The organism is Pseudomonas sp. Van50 (genome assembly GCF_055390755.1).
On record NZ_AP024343.1, the window covers coordinates 2,580,396 to 2,599,691 of the forward strand.

Consider the following 19,296-nt stretch of genomic DNA (forward strand, 5'->3'; position numbering starts at 1 on the left):
GTTTGAGTATATGTAAAGAACCAAATCGACTAATGAGATTCATTATTGCCTAACCCACATTTGTCGTACGGGCAATCATCGTCTTAACTGTGGTCGAGTCCCTATGCAATCACCTACAAAACCGACAAGAGGCGATGCAATGAGCAATCCGACCAAAGCAAGGAAAAGCGACAGTACTGTTGATGCCTGGGCCATTTTGTTCCTGATTATCCTGGTGGTGGGCACTGCAGTGTTCTGGGTCAGTCACCAATAAACGGTTTATCCCTGGCGATGAAAAACCTGTGGGAGCGAGCTTGCTCGCGATAGCGGTGGTTCAGTCGGATTGATGTCGACTGGTGCACCGTCATCGCGAGCAAGCTCGCTCCCACAGGGTCATGTGTTGTGTTCGAGAGTGTTACAACCCCGCCAGATGCACCACCAGCTTGACGATGCCAAACAGCGTCAAGGCGAAGATCACCGTGAACGCGATCCCCAATATCACGAAGTGACTCGGCTTGCCGTGGGTGAAATCCCGGGCGCGGTTCTTGCCACTCTGCACGCCGAAGGCGGCGGCCAGCACGCTGTGCATCATCTGCAACAGGGTCGGCGGCTTGTTGTCGACTGGATCGTCCATAAATCCCTCGTCTGCCATGTGTGTGGGACAAGCATAGACAAAAAAAGATCGCAGGCTTCGCCAGCGCCTACGGGAACACACAAAACCCTGTAGGAACTGGCGAAGCCTGCGATCTTTTGAGGGCGCTTAGTTGTCGTAGCCCAGGTTCGGCGCCAGCCAACGCTCAGTCACGCTCAAATCCTGACCCTTGCGCGCGGTGTAGCTCTGGACCTGGTCCTTGTCGATCTTGCCCACGGCGAAATATTGCGCCTGGGGATGGGCGAAATACCAGCCGCTGACCGCTGCCGCCGGGAACATGGCGTAGTGTTCGGTGAGGAATACGCCACTGCGGCCGGCTTTCAGTTCGCTGGCCTCGGGATCGAGCAGGCGGAACAAGGTAGCCTTCTCGGTGTGATCCGGGCAGGCCGGGTAGCCGGGGGCAGGGCGGATGCCGGTGTACTGCTCCTTGATCAGCGCCTCGTTGTCCAGGCTCTCGTCCCGGGCATAACCCCAATGCTCCTTGCGCACCTGCTGGTGCAGCCATTCGGCGCAGGCTTCGGCCAGGCGGTCGGCCAGGGCCTTGACCATGATCGAGTTGTAGTCGTCACCGGCCTCCTGGTAGGCCTTGGCGACTTCTTCGGCGCCGATGCCGGCGGTGGTGATGAAGCCGCCCACGTAGTCGGTCACGCCGCTGTCCTTGGGCGCGACGAAGTCGGCCAGGGAAAAGTTCGGCTTGCCGTCGGTCTTGATGATCTGCTGGCGCAAGTGATGCAGGCGCGCCAGTGGCTTGCCATCGTCGCCGTAGACTTCCAGGTCGTCGTCATGCACCTGGTTGGCCGGCCAGAAGCCGAACACGGCGCGGGCGCTGATGAGTTTCTCGTCGATCAGCTTGCGCAGCATCGCCCGGGCATCGGCGTACAGCGCGGTGGCGGCTTCGCCGACCACTTCGTCGGTGAGGATGCGCGGGTATTTGCCGGCCAGGTCCCAGGAGATGAAGAACGGTGTCCAGTCGATGTATTCGGCCAGGACGTTCAAGTCGATGTTGTCCAGCACCTTGGCGCCGGTGAAGGTCGGCTTGACCGGCTGGTAGCTGCTCCAGTCGAACTGCGGCTTCTTGGCCACGGCCGCGGGGTAGCTCAGGCGCTCGGTGCGGGCGCTGCGGTTGGCCGTGCGCTCGCGTACCTCGATGTAGTCCTGGCGGGTTTTCTCGACGAACGCCGGCTTGAGTTCCTTGGACAGCAACTGGGTCGCCACGCCCACGGCGCGGGAGGCGTCGGTGACGTAGATCACCGCGTCGTTGCTGTACTTGGGCTCGATCTTCACCGCCGTGTGGGCCTTGGAGGTGGTGGCGCCACCGATCATCAGCGGCAGATGGAAGTCCTGGCGCTGCATCTCCCGCGCCACATGCACCATCTCATCCAGGGACGGGGTGATCAGGCCGGACAGGCCGATGATGTCGCATTTCTGCTCCTTGGCCACCTGCAGGATCTTCTCCGCTGGCACCATCACGCCCAGGTCGACGATGTCATAGCCGTTGCAACCGAGCACCACGCCGACGATATTCTTGCCGATGTCATGGACGTCGCCCTTGACCGTGGCCATCAGGATCTTGCCCTTGGCTTCCGGCTTGTCGCCTTTTTCCGCCTCGATGAACGGAATCAGGTGGGCCACGGCCTGCTTCATCACACGGGCGGACTTGACCACTTGGGGCAGGAACATTTTGCCGGCACCAAACAGGTCGCCGACGATGTTCATGCCAGCCATCAGCGGGCCTTCAATGACCTCGATCGGCCGGGTGAACGACAGTCGCGACTCTTCGGTGTCTTCGACGATGTGGGTGGTGATGCCCTTGACCAGCGCATGCTCCAGGCGCTTGTTCACTTCCCAGCCGCGCCATTCCTCGGTTTCCGCTTCCTTGACGCTGCCGTCGCCCTTGTACTTGTCGGCGATGGCGAGCAGGGCGTCGGTGCCTTCGGGGGTGCGGTTGAGGATCACGTCTTCCACGGCATCACGCAGTTCCGCCGGGATCTGGTCGTAGATCTCCAGTTGGCCGGCGTTGACGATGCCCATGGTCAGGCCCGCGCGGATCGCATACAGCAGGAACACCGAGTGGATCGCCTCGCGCACCGGGTTGTTGCCACGGAACGAGAACGACACGTTGGACACGCCGCCCGAGGTCAGCGCGTACGGCAGTTCGTCGCGGATGTAGGCGCAGGCGTTGATGAAGTCCACGGCATAGTTGTTGTGTTCTTCGATACCTGTGGCGACGGCGAAGATGTTCGGGTCGAAGATGATGTCTTCCGGCGGGAAGCCGACTTCATTGACCAAGATGTCGTAGGAGCGCTTGCAGATTTCCTTCTTGCGCGCCTCGGTGTCGGCCTGACCGGCTTCGTCGAATGCCATCACCACCACGGCGGCACCGTAGCGCTTGCACAGCTTGGCGTGGTGGATGAACTGCTCGACGCCTTCCTTCATGCTGATGGAGTTGACGATGCCCTTGCCCTGGATGCACTTGAGGCCGGCTTCGATCACTTCCCACTTGGAGGAGTCGATCATGATCGGCACGCGGGAAATGTCCGGTTCGCCGGCAATCAGATTGAGGAAGGTCACCATGGCCTTCTTCGAATCGAGCATGCCCTCGTCCATGTTGATGTCGATCACCTGGGCGCCGGCCTCGACCTGCTGCAGGGCCACTTCCAGCGCTTCGGTGTAGTTGTCCTCGCGGATCAACCGGGCGAACTTGGCGGAACCGGTGATGTTGGTCCGCTCGCCGACGTTGACGAACAAGGAGCTGCGATCGATGGTGAACGGTTCCAGGCCCGACAGGCGGCAAGCCCGCGGGATCTCTGGAATCGGTCGCGGCGCATAGCCGGCCACGGCCTTGGCGATGGCCTCGATGTGCGCCGGGGTGGTGCCGCAGCAACCGCCGACAATGTTCAGGAAGCCGCTCTGGGCGAACTCTTCGATGACCTTGGCCGTCTCGGCCGGCAGTTCGTCGTATTCACCGAACTCGTTGGGCAGGCCGGCGTTGGGGTGGGCCGATACGTGGGTGCTGGCCTTGTTCGACAGCTCTTCCAGGTACGGGCGCAGTTCGCTGGCGCCGAGGGCGCAGTTCAGGCCCACGGAGATCGGCTTGGCGTGGGCCACCGAGTTCCAGAAGGCTTCGGTGGTCTGGCCGGAGAGGGTGCGGCCGGAGGCGTCAGTGATGGTGCCGGAGATCATGATCGGCAGTTCGACGCCCAGTTCTTCGTAGACCCCTTGCACGGCAAAGATCGCCGCCTTGGCGTTCAGCGTGTCGAAGATGGTCTCGATCAGGATCAGGTCCGCGCCGCCTTCAATCAGGCCCTTGGTGGCTTCGGTGTAGTTCTCCACCAGTTCGTCGAAGGTCACGTTGCGGTAGCCGGGGTTGTTCACGTCCGGCGACAGCGAGCAGGTGCGGCTGGTCGGGCCGAGCACGCCGGCGACGAAGCGCGGCTTGTCCGGGGTTTCCAGGGTCTTGGCGTCAGCCACCTGGCGGGCCAGGCGTGCGCCTTCCAGGTTCAGCTCGTAGGCCAGGCCCTGCATGCCGTAGTCGGCCTGGGACACCTGGGTGGCGTTGAAAGTGTTGGTTTCCAGGATATCGGCGCCGGCATCCAGGTAGGCTTTTTCAATGGCACCGATCACGTCGGGACGGCTGAGCACCAGCAAATCGTTGTTGCCCTTGACGTCGCTCGGCCAGTCGGCAAAACGCTTGCCGCGGTAGTCCTGTTCTTCCAGCTTGTAGCTCTGGATCATCGTGCCCATGCCGCCGTCGAGGATCAGGATGCGTTCCTTGAGGGCTTGCTGGAGAAGATAAAGGCGAGCGCTGCGATCGGACATAGGACTACCTGGAAAAAAGGACCATTACGAAGGCCGGGATGATAGCAAACCTGCGCAGGATTTGATCATGAGGGGCTTTTGCATGAATATCGCTCATGTTTGCAAGGCGATGTTGGCCCGGTAGAATCGCCGGACTATCTCTTAGGGACCCGAGACATGCCGTACCGCGTCTTATTCGGCAGTCTGCTGCTGTCGTTGTCTTTTAGCGCAGCCGCCGGGGATCCCGTTCCGGCGATCTCCTACACCCGCGACATCCAGCCGATCTTCACGGAAAAATGCGTGGCCTGTCATGCCTGCTACGACTCCGCCTGCCAATTGAACCTGGGCAGCGGCGAAGGGGCGGCACGGGGGGCGAGCAAGCTGTCGGTGTATGACGGCGAGCGACGCCAGGCGGCCGAACCGACCCGTCTGTTCTACGATGCCTCCGGCCAGCGGGCCTGGCAGCGCAAAGGTTTCTATTCGGTGCTCGATGCCCAGGGCAGCCAGGCGGCGTTGATGGCGCGGATGCTGGAACTGGGGCACCGTACGCCATTGCAGCCCAACGCCAAATTGCCGGAAGACATCGTGCTTGGGCTCAACCGTGACAACACCTGCCCGGTGCCGGGGCAGTTCGACGAATACGCCGCTGCGCATCCCCGCGAAGGCATGCCGCTGGCGGTCACCGGCCTGACCGACCAGCAATACCAGACCCTGCAGCGCTGGCTGGCCGCCGGCGCCCCGATCGACCAGCAGGCCTTGGCCCCGAGCGCCGCCGAAGCCTTGCAAGTGGTGCAGTGGGAAAACCTGCTCAACGCCCCCGGCGCCCGGGAAAGCCTGGTGGGGCGCTGGTTGTTCGAACACTGGTTCCTGGCGCATATCTATTTCAAGGACGGCGAACCGGGGCATTTCTTCCAATGGGTGCGTTCGCGTACGCCCACCGGCCAGCCCATTGACCTGATCAACACCCGCCGTCCGAACGACGATCCTGGCACCCGCGTCTATTATCGGCTCTGGCCGGTGCAAGGGGTGATCGTGCACAAGACCCACATCACCTACGGCTTGAGCGCGGCGAAGATGGCGCGGATCAAGAGCCTGTTCTACAGCGGCAAGTGGCAGGTCACCGCGTTGCCGGGCTACGGTCCGGAGCGCCGGGCCAACCCGTTTTCCACCTTCGAAGCGATTCCGGCCCAGGCCCGTTACCAATTCATGCTCGATAACGCCGAGTATTTCGTGCGGACGTTCATCCGCGGGCCGGTGTGCCGGGGCCAGATCGCCACGGACGTGATCCGCGACAATTTCTGGGCGCTGTTCCAGGCCCCCGAACACGACCTGTACATCACCGATCCGAACTACCGCGGCCAGGCCACGCCGCTGTTGGCGATGCCGGGGCAGAACGACGATGTGGGCAGCGTCCTCAGCCTGTGGCTCGATTACCGTGACAAGCGCAACGAGTACGAGGCCTTGCGCCGCGACAACTATGCCGAGCTGCCGGCACCGAGCTGGTCGACGCTATGGGCCGGCAACGACAACGCGCTGCTGAGCATTTTCCGGCATTTCGACAGCGCTTCGGTCACCAAGGGGCTGATCGGGGAGGTGCCGCAGACGATGTGGCTGTTCGACTTCCCGTTGCTGGAGCGTACCTATTATCAGTTGGCGGTGAATTTCGACGTGTTCGGCAACGTCTCCCACCAGGCCCAGACCCGGTTGTATTTCGATTTGATCCGCAACGGTGCGGAGCAGAACTTCCTGCGCCTGATGCCGGCCGACTCCCGGGAAGGCTACCTCGACGACTGGTACCAGGCCGGTGGCAAATTCAAGATGTGGCTCGATTATGAGGCCATCGACGATGACAAGCCGACCGCCCTCAAGCTTGACGAACGCGACCCCAAGGGTGATTTCGCCCAGCAACTGCTGGTCCGTTATGGCGATCTGAACGCGCATCCCGATCCGATCAACCGCTGCGACGGTGCCTACTGCTCGCGCCCGAACATCGACCCGGCGCTGCAAAACGCCGAGCAGGCCCTCAGTCGGCTGGTGTCGCGCCCAGCGGCGGGGCTCAAGGTGATCGACCAACTGCCGGAAGCGACCCTGTTGCGCATCGAAACCGCCAGCGGCCAACGTGAGGTCTACAGCCTGCTGCGCAACCGGGCCCACAGCAACGTGGCGTTCCTGCTGGGCGAGGAAACGCGCTATCAGCCGGGGCTGGACACGCTGACGGTCTACCCGGGCGTGCTCAGCAGCTATCCGAACTTCATGTTCAACATTCCGGCCGGGCAAGTGCCGGCATTCGTCGAGGCCATGGAACGTGCCCAGGATGAGCCGGCGTTCGAGCGGATTGTCGAGCGCTGGGGGATTCGCCGCAGTCACCCGCAGTTCTGGTATTACTTCCATGACCTGAGCCAGTACATCCAGGAAACGGAGCCCGTGGAAAGCGGTGTGCTGGACATGAATCGCTACCAGAACCTCTGATCGGCCTGTCCGGCGGCAAACCCCGTGCCGTCGGACGCTTTCCTGACAAAAATACTAGGACTTTGTCCGGCGCGATGATTGGCGTAAACTGCCGTCAAGCCTGCGAGGAGTTTCCATGACCGCCATTACCATTACCGATGCCGCCCACGATTACCTGGCCGACCTGCTGTCCAAGCAGAACACCCCGGGGATCGGGATCCGCATCTTTATCACCCAGCCCGGCACCCAGTACGCAGAGACGTGCATTGCCTACTGCAAGCCGGGAGAAGAAAAACCCGAAGACACCGCGTTGGGGCTCAAGAGCTTCACCGCGTACATCGACTCGTTCAGCGAAGCCTTCCTGGACGATGCGGTCGTCGACTACGCCACCGACCGCATGGGCGGCCAGCTGACCATCAAGGCACCGAACGCCAAGGTGCCAATGGTCAACGCCGACAGCCCGGTCAACGAGCGCATCAATTACTACCTGCAAACCGAGATCAACCCGGGCTGGCCAGCCACGGCGGCCAGGTTTCGCTGATCGATGTGGTGGAAGACGGCATCGCCGTGCTCCAGTTCGGCGGCGGCTGCCAGGGCTGCGGCCAGGCTGACGTGACCTTGAAGGAAGGCATCGAGCGCACCTTGCTCGAGCGCATTCCAGAGCTCAAGGGCGTGCGCGACGTGACCGACCATACGCAGAAAGAAAACGCCTACTACTGATAGGTGTTCGCTGCGGAGAGTGTGTGGCGAGGGAGCTTGCTCTCTCGCCACCATCGTTTCAGTCGTCAGCCTGTATCCACCACCCCTGTGGGAGCGAGCTTGCTCGCGATAGCGGTGGGGCAGCCTGCGATGATGTTGAATGTGCCGTTGTTATCGCGAGCAAGCTCGCTCCCACAGGGATCGGGGCTGTGTCAGGGCCGGTAGAGATGCGCATGTCCGGCGCGGTACAGCGACGACTCGCTGAACACGTCATTGCCCAGCACACGCCCCACCAGGATCAGCGCCGTTCGGCGGAAACCCTTGGCCTGCACCTTCTCGGCAATATCTGCCAGCGTCCCCAGCACCCAATCCTGATCCGGCCATGTCGCCCGGTGGATCACCGCAATCGGGCAATCCGCGCCGTAGTGGGGCCGCAGTTCGTCGACGATCTTTTCCAGGTGATTGACCCCCAGGTGAATCGCCATGGTCGCCCCGTGCTGTGCCAGGTTGCCCAGTTCTTCCCCAGCGGGCATCGGGGATTTATCGGCGTAACGGGTGAGGATCAGGCTCTGGGAGATGTCCGGCAAGGTCAGTTCGGCACCCAGCAGGGCGGCGCAGGCTGAGGTCGCGGTCACGCCCGGGATGATTTCGAAAGGGATGTCCAGTTCCCGCAGGCAACGAATCTGTTCGCCGATGGCGCCGTACAGGCTCGGGTCGCCGGAGTGCACCCGGGCCACGTCCTGGCCCTTGAGATGGGCGCTGCTGATCAATTCGATGATCTGTTCCAGATGCAGCTCGGCGCTGTTGATCACCTGTTCGGCACAATGGCCTTCGAGGACGGCGGTTGGCACCAGCGAGCCGGCGTAGATGATCACCGCGCACTGGCGGATCAGTCGCTGGCCTTTGACCGTGATGAGGTCCGGGTCGCCGGGGCCGGCGCCGATGAAGTACACGGTCATGACCGGCTCCTGTGAAAGGTGGGTGAGCGTCGCCCAGATGAAGATCGCTCATGATCCTGGGCGGCGATTATCGGGATTTACGCCACGACCGCCAATGCCAACGTGCTCATGGGGCCTGTTTGACGGGGAATCAGCAGGGTTGCGGGCGTCGTGCCCAATTGATCGGCCAAGGCCAGGGCGGCGCTTTCGGCGATGCCGTAGCAACCGGTTTGCGCGAAGGCGATCTCGGAACGATGGCTGAGCCGCCGCTCGTAACCGGCCAACTGTTCGGCACTGAAGCAGGTCAGCGGCAAGGCCAGTTGCCCGGCCAGCTCCAGCAGCCCGGGCTCGTCACGCTTGAGGTCGATACTGGCCAGGGCCCGTACCTGTTGAAGTTCGATGCCGTGGGCCAGCAACGTCTGTTCGAGCAAGGCCCGCAGCGTGCTGGCGGGGCATCCGCGCTGGCAGCCCAAGCCGATCACCAGGATCGACCCGGTGCTCATGCGTCGTGGTGGGCTTGGCCGTCACGGCGAAACAGCCAGGCGCTGATCAGGCCCAGGGCCAGCCAGAAGGCGACGTTGGTCACCTGCGAGGCGATCTTGAACTGGCTTTCCAGCGCTTCGGGCGCCAGCATCGAGTGGACTTCGGGCTGCGGCGCACCGATAACGTGGGGCACCAGCAACGTCGCCACGCCCAGCAGCTTGAGCAGCCAATGCCGGCCGAAGGCAATCAGGGCAATGCCCACCGCCGTCGAGGCCGCGGTGCCGATCCACCACATCTGCCGCTGGGCCAGGTCGGCCGCTGCGGTGCCGGGCAATTCCGGGGGCAGGCCGAGGGTGGGTGCCAGGACGAAAGTGGCATAACCGGCCAGGCCCCAGAGCAGACCCTGGGAGGTGCGAGTCGGTGTGCGCAAGGTGTACAGGCCCGCGAGCATCAGGGCAAAACCCACGGCGACCACCAGGTTGCCGCCGGTGGTGGACAGCACGCGCTGCCAGCCATCTTCCGGCTCCCAGGCCTCGGCATCATGGGTGTGGGCCACACCGTCGGTGTGCTCATGGACCTCGGTCGCCGGGGCCTTCTCGAAGGTTTCCGCCTGGAGAATCAGCGGCGATACCCAGAAACTCTGCAACAGGGTCAGCAGCAGGGCGGCCAGCAAGCCGCTGAAACCGGCGGTCTGCGCGATACGCTTGATCATGTCGTCAGTTCTCAATGGCAGGGGAAGGCGGCGCTGTGGCGGGTATCGTGGGCGGCGTTGTGCACCGCTTCGATGTGGGAGAAACCGGCGAAATAGACCAGCCCCGCGCCCAGGATCGAAGCCAGGATCGCGGCGCTCAGGCGTTGGCTCAGGGTGGTGGTGCTGCTGGCGGTGCGGGCGGTGCTGCTGCTGATGGTCGACATGGCGCTTCCCTCTGTTTTTGTTCCGTGGGGATGCGAGCGCAATGAGACCCCGGGCGAAAGATCGCCAAGGTTCGAACAGCGCCCGCCCACCGCGGGTTTGTTGATGCTTGAGTCATGGGCCGGTCTCCGGGCTCGCGAGGGGCAGGGGCTGGGCCTTGCCTGCAAGCATCACCTTCCCATGCGCCCTTGTAGCAGGGCAGACACAGTGGTTCAGACGCTTCGCTCGCTTACCGTTGCGGGGGCAGCACCGGACTGACGTGGCTTTGGAGTAAAGCACACGATTCACCGGTTTCCCGTTTCACCCTGTGAAGGGCACCCGTAACTAGGCGCACAGGAGAGCATGGGTGGGGCGGGGCCGTCAATGCACAGGGGGCCGCTGCGCAGCCCATCGCGAGCAAGCTCGCTCCCACAGGGGGCTGCGGGATCCAATGTGGGAGCGAGCTTGCTCGCGATGGCGGCGGCAAAGACACCGCAGAACTCACTTGCGGAGATTGACCCGCCCCACACCCTGCGTAGCCTTGCGCCTTCGAGGTTCTTCGGCCTGTGCCGAAGCTAAGAAGGGAACGCGGTCCAAGCCGCGGCTGCCCCCGCAACTGTGAACGGTGAGGTTTCTGCAAGGCCACTGTGCATGCCCTTTTACCAAAGGCGCACGGGAAGGCGCAGCCATTGCCAGTCGAAAGACTGGCCCGCCGTCAGCCAGGAGACCTGCCTCGAGACAGATTCTCACTACAACCGGGCGGGGTGATCCGGTGGCGAAATCTTCCGTGCACACCTGTGCCCGCGGTTGTCGTCCCGTTTGCCCGCCACCTTGCCAAAGGGCATCCGATGAAAACACTGGCCAAACTCCCCGTCACCATCGTCACCGGCTTTCTCGGCTCGGGTAAGACCACTTTGCTGCGGCACATGCTCGACAACGCCCAAGGCCGGCGCATCGCCGTGATCGTCAACGAGTTTGGCGAGCTGGGTATCGACGGCGAGATCCTCAAGCAGTGCGCCATCGGTTGCACCGAAGAAGAAGCCAACGGCCGCGTCTACGAACTGGCCAACGGCTGCCTGTGCTGCACGGTGCAGGAAGAATTCTTCCCGGTGATGCGCGAGCTGGTGGCCCGGCGCGGCGACCTCGACCATATCCTGATCGAAACCTCCGGCCTGGCCTTGCCCAAGCCGCTGGTCCAGGCCTTTCAATGGCCGGAAATCCGCAGCGCTTGCACGGTCGATGCGGTGATCACTGTGGTCGACAGCCCGGCCGTTGCCGCCGGCACCTTCGCCGCCTTCCCCGACCAGGTCGATGCCCAGCGCAAACTCGATCCGAACCTGGACCACGAATCGCCGCTGCACGAACTGTTCGCCGACCAACTGGCCAGCGCTGACCTGGTGATCCTCAACAAAGCCGACCTGATCAGCCCTGAAGACCTGGCCAAGGTTCGCCTGGAAGTCGCCGAAGAGCTGCCGCCGGCGGTCAAGGTCATCGAAGCCAGCAGCGGTCGCCTGCCGCTGGACGTGTTGATCGGCCTGGGCGCCGGTTCCGAAGAACACATCGACGGCCGCCACAGCCATCACGACCATCACCACGATGGCGACGATGACGACCACGATCACGACGCCTTCGATTCCATCTCCATCGAGCTGCCCCAGGCCGACGAAAGCCTGTTGCTGGACGCGCTGACGCAACTGGTGGTCCAGCACGGTGTGCTGCGGGTCAAGGGTTTCGCGGCGATCCCGAACAAGCCGATGCGCCTGCTGATCCAGGGCGTTGGCACGCGTTTCGACAAACATTTCGACCGCCAGTGGGGCGCCGAGGAAGCGCGGGTCACCCGTCTGGTGCTGATCGGCCAGGCACTCGATGCCGCACTGCTCGAAGCGCAGTTGCGCGCCGCCCTCAGCGCCTAAGCCATGCACCTGCTCAGGACCCAGCCCGGCGGTTTCGTGTCGGATGACAACATTGCCGACCTCGGGCAAACCCCCGCCGAACTGGTGATCCTGTGCAGCGGCGACTCCAGCCTGGCGCTGCTGGCCGAAGCGGCGAAGCAATTGCCGGGCGATTATCCGGAGTTTCGCCTCGCCAACCCGATGCAGGTGCAGAACCACGCCTCGGTGGATCTGTATTTCGAAGACGTGCTGCGCCACGCCAAGGTTATCCTGTTGTCGCTGCACGGCGGCATTGGCTATTGGCGCTACGGCATCGAGCGCCTGATGGACCTGGCCGGGCGCGGGGTGAAGCTGATCCTGGTGCCGGGGGATGATCGACCGGACCCGGAGCTCAGTGACCTGAGCAACGTGGCCGTCGAGGACCGCGACCGGCTCTGGCAGTTCTTGCGCCAGGGCGGCCTGGGCAATGCCCTGGACCTGTTTCACAACCTCGGCAGTCAGTGGTTCGGCCGCGATTATCCGTGGGCCGAGCCGCAGACCCTGCCGCGCACGGCGATCTATCACCCGAAGAAAACCAGCGCCAGCCTCGGCGATTGGCAAGCCGAGTGGAACGCCGGGCAACCGGTGGCGGCGGTGCTGTTTTATCGTTCCCACTTGCAAGCGGCGAACACCGCGTTCATCGACGTGTTTTGCCAGCGCCTGCAAGCGGCGGGGCTCAATCCGTTGCCGATTGCCGTGGCGAGCCTCAAGGAGCCCGGTTGCCTGGCGCGGGTGGAGGACTGGTTGGATGAAGTGGAAGCGGGGGTGATCCTCAATACCACCGGCTTCGCTCAATCCAGCCCCGAAGCCCCGCACTTGCGACCGTTTCGCCGCAATATCCCGGTGATTCAGGCCATTTGCGCCCAGGACAACGAACCGGGCTGGCGCGCCAGCGAGCAGGGCCTGGGGCCACGGGATCTGGCGATGCACATTGCCTTGCCGGAGCTGGACGGGCGGATCATCAGCCGCCCCATCAGTTTCAAGGACCTGGCCTGGCGCAGTGAGCGCAGCCAGAGCGACGTGGTCTGCTACCGCGCCGTACCCGAACGCATGGATTTTGTCGCCGAGCTGGCCCAACGTTGGACCACCCTGGCGCGCCTGCCCAATGGGCAGAAGCGTGTGGCGCTGATCCTCGCCAACTACCCGACCCGGGACGGACGCATCGGCAATGGCGTCGGCCTGGATACGCCAGCGGCGGCCTTGAATATCCTGCGGGCCATGCAGGCCGAGGGCTATCCACTGCCGGCCGAACTGCCGGCGAGCGGCACTGCGTTGATCCAGCAATTGCTCGGCGGGGTCAGTAACGACCTGGACAGCCTCGACCTGCGTCCGTGTCACCAGAGCCTGGCCCTGGATGCCTACCTGGCCATGTTCGACGCGCTGCCCGAGGCCAATCGCCAAGCGGTGCTGGCGCGCTGGGGCTCGCCCGAGCAGGATCCGATGTTCCGCGACGGCTGCCTGATGGTCGCCGGCCTGCGCCTGGGCCTGACCTTCGTCGGCATCCAGCCGGCGCGAGGTTATCAGGTCGATCCGAGTGCGGTGTACCACGACCCGGACCTGGTGCCGCCCCACGGTTACCTGGCGTTTTATTTCTGGTTGCGCCACACCTACGGCGTCCACGGGGTGATCCACGTCGGCAAGCACGGCAACCTCGAATGGCTGCCGGGCAAAGGTGTCGGGCTCTCGGAAAATTGCTGGCCGGACGTGCTGTTGGGGCCATTGCCGAACATCTACCCGTTCATCGTCAACGACCCGGGCGAGGGCGCCCAGGCCAAGCGTCGCACCCAGGCGGTGATCATCGACCACTTGATGCCGCCGCTGACCCGGGCCGAAACCTACGGACCGCTGCGTAACCTCGAGCTGCTGGCCGACGAATACTACGAGGCGCAATTGCTCGATCCGCGCCGCGCCCGGGAACTGCAACGGGACATCCTCAACCTGGTGCGCGAGACCCACATCGACCGCGAGCTGCAACTGGATGCCGGCCTCGACAGCGATGCTGACGCCGCGATCTGGCTGCCACGCCTGGACACGTACCTGTGCGACTTGAAGGAGTCGCAGATCCGCGACGGCCTGCACATTTTTGGCGAATCGCCCAGCGGACGACTGCGCATCGACACCCTGCTGGCGTTGCTGCGCATTCCCCGGGGCGACGGCAAGGGTGCGCAGTCGAGCCTGCTGCGGGCGCTGGCGAAGGCGTTCGGGCTGGGCTTCGATCCGCTGGATTGCGCCCTGGCCGAACCCTGGATGGGCGACTGTCCCGAGGCATTGCGCCGGATCAGCGCCGAGCCCTGGCGCAGCGCCGGCGATACCCGCGAGCGCCTGGAGCTGTTCGCCGCGCAGTTGATCGAGCAGGCGTTGGACGGCGCGGTTGAGCAGCTCGACGCGCCGGGTTGGGAGGTGGTGGGCGGCATCATTGAAAACCTGCGAGCCGTCGTGGCGCCACGCCTGGACGCCTGCGGTCCGGCGGAAATGCATGGCCTGCTCGATGCCTTGAGCGGGCGCTTCGTGCCGGCCGGCCCCAGCGGTGCGCCGAGTCGCGGGCGCCTGGATGTGTTGCCCACCGGGCGCAATTTCTTCTCGGTGGACGTGCGCAACCTGCCCACCACCACGGCGTGGCGCATCGGTTTCCAGTCGGCGAACCTGATCCTTGAACGGCACTTGCAGGACCACGGCGATCACCTGCGCCAGCTCGGCCTGTCGGTGTGGGGCACTGCCACCATGCGCACCGGCGGCGACGACATCGCCCAGGCCATGGCGTTGATGGGCGTGCGTCCGGTGTGGGCCACCGGCAGCCAGCGAGTCGATGACTTCGAGATCCTGCCGCTGAGCCTGCTGGACCGGCCGCGGGTCGATGTGACGCTGCGGGTGTCCGGGTTCTTCCGGGACGCCTTCGCCAACCTGATCCGCCTGTTCGATGCCGCCGTGCAGGCTGTCGCCGCCCTCGATGAGCCGGACGACCTGAACCCCTTGGCGGCCAAGGTGCGTGGTGAGCGCGAAGCGTTGCTGGCATCGGGCCTTGAGCCTCAAGACGCGGCGCGCCAGGCCGGCTGGCGGATTTTCGGTGCCAAGCCCGGTGCCTATGGCGCGGGTGTGCAGGGTGCGATCGACGGTCGCTTGTGGCAGAGCCGCGAAGACTTGGCCGAGGTGTACCTGAACTGGGGGGGTACGCTTATGGCGGCAGCGATGAAGGCACCGCGGCCCGGGAGCAGTTCTCCCGACGCCTGAGCCAGGTGCAAGCGGTGCTGCAGAACCAGGACAACCGCGAGCACGACCTGCTCGATTCCAATGATTACTACCAGTTCCAGGGCGGCATGCTGGCAGCGGTGGAGACCCTCAGCGGGGAAGCCGCGGCCAGCTATCACGGCGATCACAGTCAGCCGGACCTGCCCAGGATCCGTACCCTGAAAGAAGAACTCAACCGCGTCATCCGTTCCCGTGCGGCCAATCCGAAGTGGATCGACGGGGTCAAGCGCCACGGCTATAAAGGCGCGTTCGAACTGGCGGCGACGGTGGACAACCTGTTCGCCTTCGACGCCACCACGCAGCTGATCGACGATCACCAGTACGCTTTGCTGGCCGATGCCTACCTGCTCGATCCGGACACCCGGGATTTCGTCCGCCAGCACAACCCCGACGCCCTGCGGGACATGACCGAGCGCCTGCTCGAAGCGCAGCAGCGGGGGATGTGGCAGGAACCGGGCGAGTATCGCGAGGCGCTGGAGAATTTGTTGTTGGACATCGAGGAGGATGGCTGAAATGAGCACAACAGACGCGCACTTGTGGCGAGGGAGCTTGCTCCCGCTCGGCTGCGCAGCAGTCGTCGTTCTGGAAGGGCACTGGGACCTCAGGTTCTGGGGGCCGCTGCGCGCCCCAGCGGGAGCAAGCTCCCTCGCCACAGGGCAACCCCGCACATCCATGAGGCCTTCAGCATGACCCATACCCCCCATTTCCCACTCTCCGCCGTGGTCGGCGCCGATGACCTGAAACTGGCCCTGTGCCTGGCCGCGATCGACCCGAAAATCGGCGGTGTGCTGATCGAAGGCCCACGGGGCATGGCCAAGTCCACCTTGGCCCGGGGCCTGGCGGACCTGCTGGCCAGCGGTCAGTTCGTCACCTTGCCCCTCGGTGCCACCGAAGAGCGGCTGGTGGGCACCCTCGATCTGGATGTGGCCCTGGGAGAGGGGCGCGCGCAATTTTCTCCCGGCGTGCTGGCCAAGGCCGACGGTGGCGTGCTGTATGTCGATGAAGTGAACCTGCTGCCCGATCACCTGGTGGACCTGCTGCTCGATGTGGCTGCCAGTGGCACCAACCTGATCGAGCGCGACGGCATTTCCCATCGGCATCCGGCGCGCTTTGTGCTGATCGGCACCATGAACCCGGAAGAGGGCGAGCTGCGCCCGCAGTTGCTCGACCGTTTCGGCCTGAACGTCGCCCTCGACGGTCACACCGCACCGGCTGAACGCGGCCAGATCATCCGGCGGCGGTTGGATTTCGACAGTGATCCGGCGGTCTTCTGCGCGGAGTGGGAGACAGCCCAGCGGCAGTTGCGCGAACGTTGCCAGCGGGCGCGCGACCGTTTGGCTGGGATCGCCTTGGATGATGCGACGCTGGCGCAGATCACCGAGCGCTGTTTTGCCGCCGGGGTCGATGGCTTGCGCGCCGACCTGGTCTGGCTGCGGACGGCCCGGGCCCATGCCGCCTGGCGTGGGGCGGATGCCATTAGCGATGAAGACATCGATGCGGTCGCCGAGTTTGCCTTGCGTCATCGACGGCGCGGGCATTCGGCCCCGTCCCAGGCGCCGACCGGGACGGGGGCGGAAAAAACCACTGAACCCAATGAAGGCCAAGGCCAATGGGGCGACCTGCCTGCCCGGGCGTTGCCAACCGGGGCCCGGCGCGATGTGCCGAACTGGCCAAAAAAGCCCTAGGCATTCGCCCTCGTTCAACGGCGGGGGCGAATGCCAGACCCCGTGCAGGAACGTTGGCGCAGGGACGCCAGGGCCGCAGTAAAGCGGCGGCCAGCGGTGCGGTGAACTGGCCGGGAACGTTGCTCAATGGCCGGCCACAGCGGCATGCAGACTTGCGCTGGCACGCTCGGCATCGGGCGCCCCATGAGCTGTGGCTGGTCATCGTCGATGCGTCGGCCTCGACCCGTCGTCATCGCGCCTTGAGTGACGGCAAAGGCTTGTTGGCGCAACTGTTCGACGACGCCTATCGGCAGCGGGCCCGCCTGGCGCTGTTGACGGCCAGCGGCACGCAGCCGAACTGGCAGGTGCAAGGGCTCAAGGCCTCGGCGGGCCTGCGCGACTGGCTCGATGGCCTGGGCGCCGGTGGCGGAACGCCGTTGCTGGCGGCGCTGAACGAGGCCGGGCGCTGGCTGGTGGCGCGGCGCAGGCGTTACCCGGCGGAGCAGCAGCGGGTGTTGGTGATGACCGATGGGCGTGTCAAGGAGGGACTGTCACTGCCCTCCCTGGATTGCCCGTGCCTGTTGATCGACATCGAAAGAGGCCCGATTCGCCTGGGCCGGGCCCGGCAGTTGGCGGGGCGGTTGGGGGCTGAGTATCGGCATATCGATGAGGCTGATTGAAAGGTTCTGTGACTGTCAGGGCCCCATCGCGAGCAAGCTCGCTCCCACACTGTTTTGTGAACACATGAATGATGAACACCCGGCCCCCTGTGGGAGCGAGCTTGCTCGCGATGGCATCCCCTCGGTTCCCATGACCTGCCCACCTGACCCGCATCACTGCACTATGCTCAAGCAGCCCCTCACAGGAGTGAACCATGCGCGTACTCGTCACCAACGCCCAGGACGATTTTCGGGTCAAGGCCTATGCCGGCACCAACGGCGTGCTGCTCGCCATGGACCTGGCCGAACCCCGGCGCAAGGGCTTGCTGGGTTTTGCCATCGAGAAACAGCAGGGGGACAAGCCCTGGCTGTTCCTGTTCAACAGCCTGACGTTCCCCGACAAGGCCCACACCTTTCCCCAGTTCCACGCCACCCCCAGCGACAAGGCGCCCCTGCAGAAATTTCGCTGGGCCGACTACGCCGTCAACCCCGGCGTGACGATCCACTATCGCGTGCACCTGGCCTATGGCAGCCCCGATTTGCCGCAATTGGGCGAATCCCTGGCCGTCACCGTCACCAGCGACGACGGGCAGCCGGTCGACCAGCGGGTCATCTTCAACCGTGCCGTGGCCGCCAGCCAGGCGTTCCAGCGCAAGTTTCCCGAAGTGGACGCGTTGCTCAATGCCAACAAGCACCTGTCCATCGATGACTGGCCCGACGCACCACGTCGCTGGTTGGAAAACGGCTTGCTGGGTCGCTTGACCGGTTTCATCGACCGGGCGCTGGATGCCCGCTGGGCCTTGGACGTCGCCATCTATGAATACGAATTGCCGGTGATCGTCGACGCGGTGACTGCCGCTCACGCTCGCGGCGCCCAGGTACGGGTGCTGTATCACGCCGAGCCGGGAGACGACACCACTGCGCGCAACGAAGCCAGCCTCGAAAGCATGCCAGCGGCCAACAAGCGTGGGCGGATTACCCACAATATTTTCCATAACAAGTTCATGGTGCTGAGCAAGGTGGAGGCCAGCGGCTCATTGCAACCTGAAGCCGTGCTGTGCGGCAGCACCAACTTCACGGCCAACGGTGTCTACCGCCAGGCCAACGTCGTGCATGTACTGGACGACCCGCGGATCAGCAGCAGCTATTCCCAGGTATTCGAGCAAATCTGGGCAACGCCCCAGGACGTCGATGCCACTCGCCAGTGGCTGACCCTGAACAATGCCATGGCCCCGCAAGAAGCGTTGTTCGCCGGGTTCTCGCCACGCACCGGGGAGGGCGACCTGGATCGCTTCGTCGACATCATCAAGGAGGCACGAAAAGACCTGTTGTTCGTCACCGCCTTTGTGTTGCCCGACCGCATCCTCGACGCCTTGCTCGGCCAGCCCAATGACGACGTGTTGCGCTACGGCCTGCAAAACACCAAGAGTCGCATCACCGGTTTTCATGCCGACCGCACCGCCGAATTTGCCGCCACCGCGTTGCTCAACACCGGTCTGGAAGGCTGGCTGCGGGAAAACATGAAAGGCCAGAAGGGCAATCTACTGGTGCACACCAAAGCCATCGTCACCGACTTCACCAGTGACACGCCGACCATCCTCAGCGGCAGCCACAACCTCAGTGCCGCCGCCAGCAGCGGCAACGACGAGAACTACCTGATCATTCAGGGCAATACCGACCTGGCCGACCGCTACGGGCTGGAACTGCTGCGTTTCTATGAGCATTACCGCTTTCGTTACTTCGCGAAAAAACTCGCCCTCAAGCAGGTCAGGCCACTGGCAGTGGATGACAGCTGGAGTGATGACTATTACCGCGAGGGCGATTTGCGGATGTTGTCCAGGGTGAGGTTTTGCGGGCGTTAGGCGCAGCAGATGATCAGGTGCTAGCATAGGGCCATCTATCAGCCA

The 19,296-nt window shown here is 64.0% G+C and carries 11 protein-coding genes, 2 pseudogenes and 2 riboswitches; of the genes and pseudogenes, 7 read left to right on the top strand and 6 right to left on the bottom strand.

All coding sequences use genetic code 11. The features are described 5' to 3' along the window. Positions 1-394 precede the first annotated feature (394 nt). Positions 395-613, bottom strand: a complete 219-nt coding sequence (locus tag ACZ5M5_RS11470; RefSeq protein WP_024781254.1) for a DUF2970 domain-containing protein — start codon at positions 611-613, stop codon at positions 395-397. A 126-nt stretch (positions 614-739) separates the two neighbouring features. Next, positions 740-4,450 (bottom strand): methionine synthase, encoded by a 3,711-nt coding sequence (metH, locus tag ACZ5M5_RS11475; RefSeq protein ID WP_060738119.1) that lies wholly within the window; start codon positions 4,448-4,450, stop codon positions 740-742. A 156-nt stretch (positions 4,451-4,606) separates the two neighbouring features. On the opposite strand from metH, the gene ACZ5M5_RS11480 reads away from it, so the two are divergent. After that, positions 4,607-6,898: a fatty acid cis/trans isomerase gene (locus ACZ5M5_RS11480; RefSeq protein WP_464739042.1), complete on the top strand. Its 2,292-nt coding sequence runs from the start codon at positions 4,607-4,609 to the stop codon at positions 6,896-6,898. Between the two features lie 115 nt (positions 6,899-7,013). Beyond that, positions 7,014-7,597, top strand: a pseudogene (nfuA, locus tag ACZ5M5_RS11485) (Fe-S biogenesis protein NfuA). Positions 7,598-7,788: 191 nt separating this feature from the next. Here nfuA and cobM read toward each other — a convergent pair. From cobM to ACZ5M5_RS11505, 4 genes are all read right to left on the bottom strand, one after another. Beyond that, positions 7,789-8,535: a precorrin-4 C(11)-methyltransferase gene (cobM, locus tag ACZ5M5_RS11490; protein ID WP_464739043.1), complete on the bottom strand. Its 747-nt coding sequence runs from the start codon at positions 8,533-8,535 to the stop codon at positions 7,789-7,791. Between the two features lie 77 nt (positions 8,536-8,612). Beyond that, positions 8,613-9,017 carry a cobalamin biosynthesis protein gene (locus tag ACZ5M5_RS11495; RefSeq protein ID WP_060738116.1) on the bottom strand — a complete coding sequence of 135 codons (405 nt, stop codon included), beginning with the start codon at positions 9,015-9,017 and terminating at the stop codon, positions 8,613-8,615. Next, positions 9,014-9,709, bottom strand: coding sequence for a CbtA family protein (locus ACZ5M5_RS11500; RefSeq protein ID WP_060738115.1), 696 nt, complete (start codon positions 9,707-9,709; stop codon positions 9,014-9,016). The genes ACZ5M5_RS11495 and ACZ5M5_RS11500 overlap by 4 nt, the downstream gene beginning before the upstream one ends. Before the next feature lie 11 nt (positions 9,710-9,720). Beyond that, a complete protein-coding gene (locus ACZ5M5_RS11505) occupies positions 9,721-9,912 on the bottom strand; it encodes a CbtB domain-containing protein (protein WP_464739044.1) in 192 nt (63 codons plus the stop codon). 100 nt (positions 9,913-10,012) lie between these two features. Beyond that, positions 10,013-10,247: riboswitch (cobalamin riboswitch) on the bottom strand. 177 nt (positions 10,248-10,424) lie between these two features. Continuing rightward, a riboswitch (cobalamin riboswitch) is annotated at positions 10,425-10,639 on the top strand. A 98-nt stretch (positions 10,640-10,737) separates the two neighbouring features. On the opposite strand from ACZ5M5_RS11505, the gene cobW reads away from it, so the two are divergent. The 5 genes and pseudogenes from cobW to ACZ5M5_RS11530 all read left to right on the top strand — a co-directional run bounded on the left by cobW (position 10,738) and on the right by ACZ5M5_RS11530 (position 19,251). Beyond that, entirely contained in the window at positions 10,738-11,802 is a 1,065-nt protein-coding gene (gene cobW, locus ACZ5M5_RS11510; RefSeq protein WP_060738114.1) for a cobalamin biosynthesis protein CobW, read from the top strand. 3 nt (positions 11,803-11,805) lie between these two features. Continuing rightward, a pseudogene (cobN, locus tag ACZ5M5_RS11515) lies at positions 11,806-15,578 on the top strand (cobaltochelatase subunit CobN). A gap of 174 nt (positions 15,579-15,752) precedes the next feature. Further along, positions 15,753-16,751 (top strand): ATP-binding protein, encoded by a 999-nt coding sequence (locus ACZ5M5_RS11520; RefSeq protein ID WP_464739045.1) that lies wholly within the window; start codon positions 15,753-15,755, stop codon positions 16,749-16,751. A 53-nt stretch (positions 16,752-16,804) separates the two neighbouring features. Then, positions 16,805-17,410: a vWA domain-containing protein gene (locus ACZ5M5_RS11525; RefSeq protein ID WP_219734524.1), complete on the top strand. Its 606-nt coding sequence runs from the start codon at positions 16,805-16,807 to the stop codon at positions 17,408-17,410. Between the two features lie 194 nt (positions 17,411-17,604). Further along, complete coding sequence (locus ACZ5M5_RS11530) at positions 17,605-19,251, top strand: phospholipase D-like domain-containing protein (protein ID WP_464739046.1); 1,647 nt, start codon at positions 17,605-17,607, stop codon at positions 19,249-19,251. The last annotated feature ends 45 nt before the right edge of the window (positions 19,252-19,296 follow it).